A 12,672-nucleotide genomic window follows, 5' to 3' on the forward strand; every position below is an offset into this window, starting at 1 on the left:
GCTATTCTCTCTGCCATGAGGTAGAAACTGATCCCCCTAAATCCCCCTTAAAAAGGGGGACTTTGAGGTTGATAAGCGTACCTCATAAATGCAATAAACGCTATCACAAAATACTAGTAAAAAAAAGCGATTTTCTGAAAGATACGCTACGCGAATCACGTGAACCTTCTGCGCTTATGTGATTGACCTGCATGTCACCCTAAGCGAGTCACGCGAACCTTCCGCGCTTCGCCGATCGCTAATTTTATAAAAGCGATTATTTGAACGATACACTACGCGATTGACCTGCATGTCACGCTACGGGATCGCTATTTTTTTATTAATCCTAAAACTCCCAAAAAAAACTTTTCAAAACCCTTGACAATAACAATTATAATCATTACAATAATCAATATAAGCCGAAATCAAATTTTTTCTAATGTCACAACAATTCAGCAAAAACTTCAAGAAACAACCTGCTCAACACACTCTCAAAGGTTCTCGTCAAGCAGTACTTTCTTGCCTCCTGGCTCCCGCCTTCTAATCTGAAAATAGGAGACAGGAGTCAGGCAAGATTAATTTTCATGCATGATGGTGAAAAAAATTTTTTATCGGGACTGCCTTGGAGCCTTATTGCACTAGTAAGCTGCCCAACGGGGGTCAGATTGGTAGCGTACAATCACAGGATGAGCAAGGCGGTTGACCTCGACATTACCCAACTTAATATCTCCTGGCAGCTCAAACAAGGAGTGTAAAATGCCTGGGGTGAGAAAGCGAGTTGATACCGATAAATTGAGGGTGTCCGGCTGAATCGATCGCCTTGATGCTAGCACAAAACCCCAAGGCCCAAAGCTGGGGACATCTATAACATAGGGATGAACTAATAGTCCCACATTTTCTAAGGTTGCGGCAATACAACTCAGAACATTGGGAGCAAAAAAGGGACTAGATGCCTGAGTCACAAACATGCCTTTGTCTGCTAATCGCGGTAAGAGACGGCGGTAGAATCCTTCTGCATAAAGCTTGGCAATAATCTTTTGATCGGGGTCGGGAAAGTCGGCAATAATCACATCAAAGGTTTCGTTGAGTGCGGGTGCCCTAATGAAAGCATCAGCATACAACACTTCGACACGGGGGTCGGAAAATGAGTTATCGTTAACTTGGACTAATTGAGGGTGATGACTAGCTAACTTGACAACCTCGGTGTCTAAATCGATGAGTAGGACTCGTTCGACTTCTGGCCATTTGAGCACTTCCCGCAAGGCCATACCATCACCTCCACCCAACACCATAACCCGACGCCTACCAACACTAGCACTCATCGCGGGATGGACTAAAGCTTCATGGTAGCGGTATTCGTCGAGGGTGGAAAATTGCAAATCGCCATTGAGGAAGAGACGAACATCCTGTCCTTGTCGTGTGAGGACAATGCGTTGGTAGGGAGACTGGATGCGGGTGATCACTGGCCCACTATACAGAGTATTTTCCAGCTTGTCGCTAATCGGAATGGCTAAGGGAGCCAAGGTAAACAGGAGAATACCTAGGCTTAAACCCAAATATCCCCAGCGCCGCAGTGTGGGAAAGCGTCTCCCAATGGCAAACACCATCAAGGCGGGTAATGACCCTAAGACAAAAGCCGTAGGAAATAAACCGATAATGGGTAATAAGAGGATGGGAAAAGCGAGGGAACCCAGTAGTGCTCCCAAATAGTCTAACGCTAAAACACCTGCTAATGCTTCGCGCACCCCTTTGTCCAATTCCAGAATTCGGGTCAGTAGCGGCACTTCCAGTCCTGCTAGTACTCCCAGGACAATAGTGACGAAGAATAAACCCAGCCAAATGGAACCATTGCTAACAAATACAGCAAATAGTCCTAAAGGCAATACGGCAGTTAGGGGAGCAATGAGTAGTTCAACTTTGACAAAGACTAAGAGTAGTTGGTGTTGTAGAGATGGGGAATTGGTCTGATTGACAGCAATAAACTGACTCAGGTAAGACCCTAGACCCATTGCTGCGAGAAATACTCCAACGGAAATACCATAGGATAGAGCTTGATTCCCTACCAAGTAACTTGCTAGAGTTCCCAGCAACAGTTCTACCGCTAGTCCACAAATTGAGGAAACCGCAGCAGCAATCATGAGCAACCAACGCTGGTCCGGTTTGAGGGATGGGATGCTAGAGTTAGCTATCGGTTTCCCATCTGATATCGCATCTTCCATAGTCTATTTCCCAGTAGCCGGACCGCCTCCGCGAAAGCTACCATAGGCTGAGCGATTGGGCGACGATTCCCAAATACCTAGATAATAGTAACCGGATAAATATGTCCGATGTCGGGGCCAGTAGTTCTCTTGTTTTTCTTCCCGCAGGACAAGGGCTGAACGTTGAGTGTAACCTGCGATTATGGTAAATAGTGCGATCGCAACTGTCGTCGCTGTCAAAATTTTAGTCAACATGGGATCAATTCCTGGATGGAAAATACAAGTAGTGCGAGCATCTTGCTCGCGTAGTGCGAGCATCTTGCTCGAAGCCCGTGACACCGCTAAAACTGTGAAATATTTTTTCTCGATATCCCACACTGTCCTACCTGTTTTTAAGGCATTCATGGCGTATCAAGGGTTGGGCTAATTTTTACTACCTCAACACTTTGTAAGGTACGGTTGCCATCAATAACTCTCAAGGTTGTGCGATCGACAGATGCATCTGGCCATACTTCCACGGAGAAACGATAGGAACTGCGAGATTCCAACAGGAAGAATGTGTGTAAATGACCTGTTGCTCTCTTGATCTTGCCGTTGATTTTGAGATAGTTCATAGGCAAGGGAAACGAACGGTTATAGATTTGCTCACCATAGGAGTCCTTGACAAAAAGGCGAACTTCTAGTTTCGATGGGGAAGTTTCATCTGCCTTAACATCAACTCTAACCCGCACAAGGCGATTTGCACCACCGACTATAGCGCGATCGCTGGGGTCGCTATCGTTAATCGTTTTGAAGATGGCTTTTTTCCCGGTTAATGGCGCTGCATATAAAGTTATCAAGGTAAGACATAATGTCCCCACTAAACCTGGCCAAAGATAGCGCGTATCTATCACTCCATTTTGGACAGTTACCTGAAACGGCACTGGTTGATCGAGTACTTGTCCTGATGTATCTCCATACTCCAAAACTGCAATGGCAATGGTCACCATCTCATCCTGCTTGGCGCGAACATCAAGTCCTCCTAACAGGTCATCGTCTTGCCAACTACCAGACTCCCCATCATCATACCAAGTACCTGATTCATTCCAGGCTTGCTTGATGGCGGAGGCGAATGGTTGACCTTGGCCATCGAGTAACTGGATTTCATAAGTAACCCATCGGTTAAGGGGAATTTTTGCTTTAGCTTCAATGCGAAGAGCACCAATCAGCTGGCGCTTGAGGGACAGTGTTTGAAGTTGCAGCGGTTCCTCTTGCCTGGCACTGACGGTAGTAGATAGCAGTGTTTTCTGGAACCGATAACCATGGGATAAGGCGAAAAATACCAGTACTGTAGACCCGATAGCAATATAAGGCCAGGGGTCGATAAAACTACTAGTACGTTGAGTTTGAATAGTCACTGGTTTTTGTTGTGTCTCTATAAACTATTATCTACACCGACCCAGAGGTGATGTCCACAAACTCCAGTTTTTACAACCAGTGGTAATTGTCTGACCAAAGTAGAAAATAGTTTTTGTACCAACAGGACAGGCATATTCCAATTCTCAATTCTCAATTCCCAATTCTCAATTCTCAACAATTCAACAAATCAGAAGGTTTTTTTCTTTTCCTCTTCTGTGTTGGAGACATCGGTGATTCTGGAAAAGTTGGCTCTTCCGTACTTGTTATGCTAAATAAACACTTTAGCTAAGGGAGCAGGGAGCAGCGATGCAGCGCGGTCTTGGGGGTTTCCCCCATGAGCGACTGCATCAAGACGGGAGCAGGGAGTAGTGTAAAGAGGCCGTATTCAGAAATTTTTGTTAGTTAAATACCATCATTTTCCTTATACAGTAAGCTTTCTGAGTTTTTTAAGTTGAAATTTAGCATAAAAGGTACTGAAGAACCGAAGAGTTTTTGGCCTAGTTGAAGAAGATGGCAAACTAGGGTGTTGGAGAGCAATGTTCCTACTATAGCAATCCTCCCCCAATCAAAATTTTAATTGATTTTTATTTAACAGAGGGCAGAGCCGCAAAGCTTCCGCTAAAAGCGATTGACCAAAGGTCACGCTACGCGATGAAGCTTCGCTTCCGCTAAGAGCGATTATCTGAAAGATACGCTACGCGATCGCTAATTTTTTATTAATCCTAAAACTTCCCAAAAAAAACTTTTTAAAGCCCTTGACAATTAAAATTATAATCATTACAATAATCAATATAATCCGAAATCAATTTTTTTATGATGTCACAACAATTCAGCCAAAACTTCAAGAAACAACCTGCTCAACACACTCTCAAAGGTTCTCGTCAATCAGTACTTTATAGTATGCAAATGCTGTATGCCCTAGGCTATGCAGAGATAGCGGAATGGACCCCTCTGGAAGCGACTGATGTTCCAGGGGAAGTGATCACTACAATAACCAAGTATTGGTTGTTGCCATAACACTTTAAATTTCTGGGGGGGTTTCCCCCCTGGCCAAGGTTTTGGTCGAATCAGATAGGATCTGATCAGGTTAGGTTTGCTAATTTTGTGACATTAAAAATTGGAATAGTCGTGGATAGTATTTCTGCGGCTATTTTTTTTTAATTTACTCCCTACTCCCTGCTCCCTGCTCCCTGTTCCCTTTGCTATATAATTTACAAAAATAACGTTTAATTCAACAGCGATGGAAGCTCAATACTTAAAAACACTGATTAAAGAAAGCATCCGAAAAGTTTTGAGAGAAGAAAGACTCTTACTCTGTCATATGTTAATGCCTTACGTTAGTGATCAAGAGCAACAAGAGCTTGACACCACTTTTGGCTTACCTCAAGACTATGAGGAAGACGTGACTGATCTGACAGATTGGATTAAAAATAACTATTAAATTCCGCAATAGTGCGATTAAATTCTTAGAGTCTGCTGATAATTAAACTATTCCCATCACAAAAATTAGTCAAACTCAATAAGCTTGGTAAAATTATCGCTCTGGTAACGCTCAAGGAATTTTATCTAAGGATTTAAAGTGTAAATTATTAGGATAAAACGTTGATTGACTATAGTTTTATAATACAATTCGTGATCCTGGAAATATTTATACTCACATCTGGCACCATTGGGATTAATCGTCGGTGAGTAGTACCTACCTACGCACTTTGCAAGGTGATCTGATCTGTCTCAAGCACTGCCCACCCTACGCACTAAACTATACTTCCGTTGCTATAAATCCTGAACCCTAAAACGTCAGTAGAACAATCAATAGTGGGTGGCACACTACTGTATTACCCCCACTTCCTTTGATCAGGTTTATTGACTATCCCCAATGGAGGTTCAGGAAATGAATCAAAACCTCTTTATCAAGCTAGCAAGGATTTTAGCTACCGTCATCGGTGTGATGGGAATGGGAGTGGCTTTCCCTAGGTCTAGCTGGGGGCAAAGTATCATTGCTCAACAACTGAGTTCACCAGGGAGTGAAAGGCCTGAAGAGTTATCCCTAGCAGAAGCCTCTCAACTAACTCAGCAAGCATTGGAGCTTTATCAGCAAGGAAAGTACTCAGAAGCGATTCCCCTAGCTAAGAGAGCATTAGAGATTCGTCAGGAAGTCTTGGGGGAGGAACACCTGGATGTGGCAAGCAGCCTCAATAATCTAGCATTCATCTACTTTCGCCAAGGCAGATATGCTAAAGCCGAACCCCTCTATCTACAAGCCTTAGCACTGAGGAAAAAACTCCTCGATCAAGACCATCACGATGTGGCAGGCAGCTTCAATAATCTGGCATTACTCTACAAAAGCCAGGGCAGATATGCTGAAGCGGAACCCCTCTATCGACAAGCCTTAGCACTGTTGAAAAAACTGTTCGGTCAGGACCATCCCCATGTGGCAAGAAGCCTCAATAATCTGGCTACACTCTACGAAAGCCAGGGCAGATATTCTGAAGCGGAACCCCTCCATCAACAAGCCTTAGCACTGAGGGAAAAACTACTCAGTGAAGACCATCCGGATGTGGCACGCAGCCTCAATAATCTGGCTGCACTCTACCAAAGCCAGGGCAGATATCCTGAAGCCGAACCCCTCTATCAACAAGCCTTAGCACTGAGGAAAAAACTACTCAGTGAAGACCATCCGGATGTGGCAGAAAGCCTCAATAATATGGCTACACTCTACCAAAGCCAAGGCAGATATCCTGAAGCGGAACCCCTCTTTCTACAAGCCTTAGCACTGACGAAAAAACTTTTGGGTGAGAACCATCCCCATGTGGCACGCAGCCTCCATAATCTGGCATTCATCTACGAAAGCCAGGGCAGATATGGTGAAGCCGAACCCCTCTTTCTACAAGCCTTAGCACTGATGGAAACACTCCTCGGTCAGGACCATCCCGATGTGGCAAACACCCTTAATAATCTGGGATTACTCTACTCTAGCCAGGGCAGATATTCTGAAGCGGAAACTTGTTACCAAAAAGCCTTGGCACTGAGGAAAAAACGCCTCGGTCAGAACCATCCCCATGTGGCAACCAGCATCAATAATCTGGGATTACTCTACTCTAGCCAAGGCAGATATGGTGAAGCCGAACCCCTCTTACAACAAGCCTTAGCACTGAGAAAAAAACTCCTTGGTCAAGACCATCCCAATGTCGCTGCCAGCCTCAACAATCTGGCTGCACTCTACCAAAGCCAGGGCAGATATTCTGAAGCGGAAACCCTCTATCAACAAGCCTTAACACTGTGGAAAAAACGCCTCGGTCAAGACCATCCCAATGTGGCAGGCAGCCTCAATAATCTGGCTGGAATCTACTGGGCACAGGGAGACCCTACTTCTGCTCTCAACCTCCTAATTGAAGGGTTAGAGGTGCAGGAAAAAAACCTCGACTACAATCTGGTAGTTGGCTCTGAGTCTCAAAAACAAGACTATATCAACACGCTCTCTGGTGCAATAGACTTAGCTATTTCCCTCCATCTCCAACAGGATGCTCAAAATCAAAAGGCAGCCCATTCGGCACTAACCACAATCCTACGTCGTAAAGGTCGTATTCTGGATACTACCACCAATAGCTGGCAAGGCTTACGCCAAAACTTGACTCCTGAAGACCAGAAACCCTTCGACCAACTCAACGACACTCGCGCTCAACTGGCAAAACTCTACCATCAAGGTCACGGTAATCAGTCTGTTGATGATTATGAAACCCAACTCAAAGAACTGACGAAAAAAAGGGAAACTCAAGAAAAGGCTCTTCTGGAAAAGAGTCCTGAATTCCAACGTGCCACTCAAGTCGCTACCCTCGATGCTGTGCAAGCTCAACTGCCCCCTGATGCAGTTCTGATTGAATTCTTCCAATACCAACCTTTTGACCCCAAAGCTACTCAAAATCAGCGATTCGGCAAGCCCCGCTATGCCGTCTATACTTTAGACTCCGATGGTCGTTTTCAAGGCATTGATTTGGGACTAGCAGAGGAAATAGACCCACTGATTGCTGATTTTACCGCTGCTATCCGCAGTCGTGGAATACGTATTTCCCAAGTTAAAGACGCTGCTCGTGAATTAGAGGAAGCAATTCTAGCTCCGATCCGAGCACAAATTGGTAATAGCAATCACTTAATCATTTCACCGGATGGGCCACTCAACTTGATTCCCTTTGAAGCCCTGGTGGATCACAATAACCAATTCCTGATTGAAAACTTTAGGTTTACCTACCTTACTTCTGGGCGAGACGTGCTGCGTTTCCCTGTTCAAGCCCCACCTCAGCAGCCGCCAGTGCTGATTGCTGATCCGATTTTCGGAAAACCTGGTGAAACGGTTCAATTAGCTCAAAACCCTACCCGTTCCGGGAATTGGAAGCAGCGCCAGCTTGAGGCTCTAGAAGGAACCAAAATTGAGGCTGAAGCTATTGCTAAAATCTTACCCCAAGCTCAACTGTGGCTTGGGCGACAGGCCACTGAAGCGGTGATTAAGCAAGTTAATCGTCCCAGTATTCTGCACATTGCCACTCATGGCTTCTTTGAGGGCAATCAACAGGTTGACTCTCTGGTGGCAAAAAATCCCTTATTGCAGTCTAGGCTGACTCTGTTGAACTCTGGACTAGTGCTGGCTGGGGTTAAGAATTATCAAAGTGGCAACCTTGCCGATGTACTCCAGGATGGGGTGCTGACAGCATTGGAGGCATCGGGGCTGAATCTCTACGGTAGTGAGTTGGTGGTACTCTCTGCCTGTGAAACGGGACTAGGTGAACTCTCTCAAGGAGAAGGAGTCTATGGTTTGCGGCGAGCCTTGGTCCTGGCTGGTTCCCAAAGCCAGGTGATCAGCCTCTGGCAAGTGAATGATCAGTCTACTAAAGAGCTGATGGTATCTTACTATCAGAAGTTAAATCAGGGTCTGGGACGTAGCGAGGCCATGAGACAGGCTCAACTAGAGATGCAGCAAAATCAAAAATACCAGCACCCCTATTTCTGGGCAGCTTTCATCAATTCTGGTAACTGGAAACCATTCAGAAGTCAGAAGGCAGAAGGCAGAAGGCAGAAGTTAGAAGGCAGAAGTCAGAAGTCAGAAGTCAGAAGTCAGAAGGCAGAAGTCAGAAGGCAGAAGGTAAAAGAGTTCCAGGTTTTTTTTCCTGATTGAATCAAATGTCGTTTAAATGGGCGACAGGTTAAGTCAAATCTAGTCAGTCATATCATGTTCGGATAATTAGTTATCAAACACCATTACCCTTTAAACCTTACTCCTTTACTTCTGCCTTCTGCCTTCTGCCCTCTGCCTTCGATTCACCCAAGCGTGTAAGTATTCAACCTAACATGAGATCACACCCAATAGCATGCCCTATCATACATTGGTGCTAAGTCAATATCGAACTGCCCTCCAGTCCCTAGCCACAGATTCTCCCTTGAGTCATCAACAAGCTCTAGAGATTCTGTGTGCCAGAGATGCACTCAACAATGCCCTCAAACAGGAACCCTTCATACCTGCAGAGCTTCTAAAGTGCATTCATGAGCTAGATGCCAAACTCCAACAACACAAACAACGGATTGACCAAGCTCTGGAACTTTCTACCTATCGTCACAGTCTACCCGCAAAGCCTAAGGGCTGGTGGTGGTATCTGGATCAACAGCGTCCTCCTCATCCCCTAGATCGTTACGACTGGGTGTTTAAGGGTCTGACCTTTGGAAGTTGGAGTGTTAGTCTGGCTCTGCTGGTCAACATTGCCAGTCGTTTCTTAAGTGGTGGTCTCGATGTGGTTGGCACTTCCGCGATCATTGTACCAACTCTGATCACTCTGCTGAAAGCCAAAAGTGACCTTACCGAAGAAGAGCAAAAAGATAACGATTTCTCAGAAGCATTGAAAAAAGGTTTTGAGGAATTGCTGATTACTTGGAAAGTGCCTAAGTTTCTTCATGCTGAAACCAAGTTTCTCTCCACCATGGCTCTACTGTTGGGATTGCTAGGGTTTTGGTATAGTCTACCCAGTATTTCAGCTATCTACAATCAACGTGGCTTAAAGCACTATCGAGCCGGTGAGCTTAGTAGTGCTGAAGCCGACTACCAAAGAGCGATTGCCCTGGAGCCTGATAATGCTAAGGCCCATTACAACCTGGCCGTAGTGTATGAAGACTGGTTACAGCTCAAGAAATCAAAGCAAGAGTACCAGCTGGCGGTAAGTGCCAACATTCCTAGAGCATACAACAACTTGGCCAGACTCTACATTCTAGAAAAGGACTATCCTAAAGCGGCAAACCTTTTAGTTGAAGGTCTAAAACTGACCACAAAGCAATCAGTTTATCCAGAGGATAAATACAATCTATATAAAAATATAGGGTGGGTAAGATTCAAACAAAACCGGGATGATGAAGCTAAGATTGCCCTGGAAAAAGCTATCAAGATTGCTAAGAATCCAGATGTGGCCAAATATCTGCCCAATCGTGCCTCTGCCTCTTGTATTTTAGCTCAGGTACTTGAACGCCAGAAAAAACCTGAAGCTACCAAGGAATCTCTCAAGGAATGGCAAAATTGTCGCCATTTAATCCTAGAAAATCCTCTGATTTCAAAACCAAACCAATGGCTGGATCTAGCTAATGATTTAGGAATAGGAAATCGTTTGATTCCAGAAGAAGACACCTGGTTACATCTAGCTAATCAACGTATTCAGAAAGCTCAACAACAGAAACAAATGCCATGATTTGGAAACGTCTATTCTCCATCTCTCTACTTTCCAGCATTTTAATCGCGATCGCGGCTCCAGCAACTACTGCGGGTGAATGTATTTACGAGATCGCAGCTGTCACAGGAGATGTTCAAGTGAAACGTCGCCTGTGGTTTGGTTATCGTCGGGCTCACCAAGGAGATCGCCTCAAGCTCACAGACCAGATCTGGGTCAGAAACCCTCAGTCCTCTGCTACAGTTTCCTGCAGTGATCTCAGTAATTGGCAGGTTCCTGTAGGAACAGCTTTTAAGGTGTCTAAAGTTTGCCCAAATCCAAATTCAGTAATATGTTTCCGACCGGAAGATGATCTTGCACCTGGACGTGGCATCGGGAACGAAAACCTTCCCGACCTGATCAGTCCGAGGAATACAGCACTACGTCCTAATCAACCCGTGACCCTGCGCTGGAATGGGGTGAAACAAGCCAGCCACTATGATGTTACTATTAAGTATCTGGCAAGACCAGTGTGGGAAAAACGGGTATCTGAACCCATAGTTGATTATCCTGATAGCTCCCAACTCCGACGGGATCGGGATTATTTTATTGTGGTAACTGCTAGTACCGGTGTGTCTTCACCGAAAAATCCCGATCAAGAGCCAGCTCCCACCATTACACTGCTGACCGATGAGCTGGAGCAGGAGCTAAAGAAGAACCTAGCTCAGATTGAGACACAAAATCTGGATGCAGATGCCAAAGCTCGGAAAAAAGCTCATCTGTATCACAGCACTTGCCAAGATCTAAATTATCCCAACACTTGTCTCAATCAGAATGCCATTGACCTTTTAGAAACAAGAATCAAAGCTGGTACAGACAATGCTGCCATTTATCAGCTCCAAGCTGACATGTATAAGCGCATTGGACTAAAGCGACAGGCTCAACAGCGTTACCGCACAGCCCTGGCACTTGCTAAAAAGGCTAATAATTTGCCATTGCAGGCGGAAATTCAAGAACAACTTGGTGAGATTGCCCACAACCTAGAAGAGTTTGCTGAAGCGGTTGAATCGTTAAAGGCTGCTCAGGGAATTTATCAAAAGCTTTTTAATTTGGAAGATCCAGAGGCACAAAGCAAGCTAGAGGAGCTCAGGAATGATATTGAGGATTCTCGACAGAGGATTTGAGGGAAAATTGGGGGTTGCTGAATTGAAGTATCAATGCAGGATCTTTTGGTTTTGGGCAAGCCCCCTAAATCCCCCAACTTTGGGGGACTTTAAGAGTTTTGTTCCCCCCAAAATTGGGGGGCTAGGGGGGCTCAATCATACCCAGAATCAGCAACACCGAAAATTGAATGGGTAACTAAGTAGTCAGGGGTCAGCTATCAGCTATCAGCCAAAGGCCAATGACTGACCGCTGACCGCTGACCGCTGACTGCTTTAGGTTTGTTATAAAAATCGAAACGCTGAAAACCCCGTGTCTTTAGACCGGGGATGAAAGCGAATAGCGGCTTTAGCCGCCTGTGAAAAATATTCTTTAAAAATCCGGAATCTTAGTCTAGGTGTTGTAGAATAAAAATGGATACAGTTGAGGTCGAAGCTGATGATCATACTAGAGTTTAAAGCGAAAGGAAATAAACATCAATATTTCGCTATTGATGAGGCTATTCGGACTGTTAAATTCATTCGCAATAGTTGTCTCAGATATTGGATGGACAATAAAGGGGTTAATAAATTTGACCTTAACAAATACAGTGCAGTTCTAGCCAATAATTTCCCTTTTGCTAATGAGTTGAACTCTACAGCTCGTCAGTCTAGTGCCGAAAGAGCATGGTCATCAATCATTCGGTTCTTTGATAACTGTAAGAAAAAGGTACCCGGCAAAAAAGGCTTTCCTAAATTCCAGAAAAACTGCCGTTCAGTGGAGTATAAACAGTCTGGCTGGAAGTTGTCCCCTGACAAGAAGTCAATTACATTTAGTGACAAGAAGGGGATTGGAAAACTCAAAATTAAAGGTACATGGGACTTATGGCGTTTCGATAAAAAACAGATTAAGCGGGTTCGGATAGTCCGTCGAGCTGATGGCTACTATGTCCAGTTTTGTATTTCAGTTGACATCAAAGAAGAATTAGAACCAACTGGAACGGCTGTCGGCCTGGATGTTGGACTAAAAGAGTTCTATACTGATTCCACTGGTAACACTGAACCTAACCCCCGTTTTTACAGGACGGGAGAAAAACGCCTTAAGTTCTATCAGCGCAGAGTTTCTAGAAAAAAGAAAGGCTCATCTAACCGTAAAAAGGCCATTAATAGACTAGGCAGACATCACCTTAAAATAAGTAGGCAGCGTGAAGAACATGCCAAGAGAATGGTTAGAAGTTACCGTAAGATAGTGGAGCCTTATTACAAAAGATTTAACCCTTT

Annotated in this window: 9 protein-coding genes; 6 read left to right on the plus strand and 3 right to left on the minus strand. The window is 44.7% G+C overall.

Annotated features, from left to right (window positions below):
- Positions 1–617: 617 nt before the first annotated feature.
- From AC4II3_RS26395 to AC4II3_RS26405, 3 genes are read right to left on the minus strand one after another with little or no spacing between them, the layout of a single operon-like run.
- A complete protein-coding gene (locus AC4II3_RS26395; protein ID WP_488016960.1) occupies positions 618–2,198 on the minus strand; it encodes a polyamine aminopropyltransferase in 1,581 nt (526 codons plus the stop codon).
- A gap of 3 nt (positions 2,199–2,201) precedes the next feature.
- Positions 2,202–2,582, minus strand: a complete 381-nt coding sequence (locus AC4II3_RS26400; RefSeq protein WP_488016962.1) for a hypothetical protein — start codon at positions 2,580–2,582, stop codon at positions 2,202–2,204.
- Entirely contained in the window at positions 2,579–3,574 is a 996-nt protein-coding gene (locus AC4II3_RS26405) for a hypothetical protein (RefSeq protein ID WP_488016964.1), read from the minus strand. The genes AC4II3_RS26400 and AC4II3_RS26405 overlap by 4 nt, the downstream gene beginning before the upstream one ends.
- Before the next feature lie 817 nt (positions 3,575–4,391).
- Between AC4II3_RS26405 and AC4II3_RS26410 the strand changes: the two genes are divergently transcribed.
- From AC4II3_RS26410 to AC4II3_RS26435, 6 genes are all read left to right on the plus strand, one after another.
- Positions 4,392–4,592, plus strand: coding sequence for a hypothetical protein (locus AC4II3_RS26410; RefSeq protein WP_293044890.1), 201 nt, complete (start codon positions 4,392–4,394; stop codon positions 4,590–4,592).
- 223 nt (positions 4,593–4,815) lie between these two features.
- Complete coding sequence (locus AC4II3_RS26415) at positions 4,816–5,016, plus strand: hypothetical protein (protein ID WP_488014927.1); 201 nt, start codon at positions 4,816–4,818, stop codon at positions 5,014–5,016.
- Positions 5,017–5,466: 450 nt separating this feature from the next.
- Entirely contained in the window at positions 5,467–8,742 is a 3,276-nt protein-coding gene (locus AC4II3_RS26420; RefSeq protein ID WP_488014928.1) for a CHAT domain-containing tetratricopeptide repeat protein, read from the plus strand.
- Between the two features lie 193 nt (positions 8,743–8,935).
- Positions 8,936–10,294 (plus strand): tetratricopeptide repeat protein, encoded by a 1,359-nt coding sequence (locus AC4II3_RS26425; protein WP_488014930.1) that lies wholly within the window; start codon positions 8,936–8,938, stop codon positions 10,292–10,294.
- Positions 10,291–11,436, plus strand: a complete 1,146-nt coding sequence (locus tag AC4II3_RS26430) for a tetratricopeptide repeat protein (protein WP_488014932.1) — start codon at positions 10,291–10,293, stop codon at positions 11,434–11,436. Before AC4II3_RS26425 ends, AC4II3_RS26430 begins: the two co-directional genes overlap by 4 nt.
- 415 nt (positions 11,437–11,851) lie before the next feature.
- Positions 11,852–12,672, plus strand: an 821-nt coding sequence (locus AC4II3_RS26435) for an RNA-guided endonuclease InsQ/TnpB family protein (RefSeq protein WP_488014934.1), incomplete at its 3' end; no start/stop codon positions are given.

Source organism: Moorena sp. (assembly GCF_982860115.1).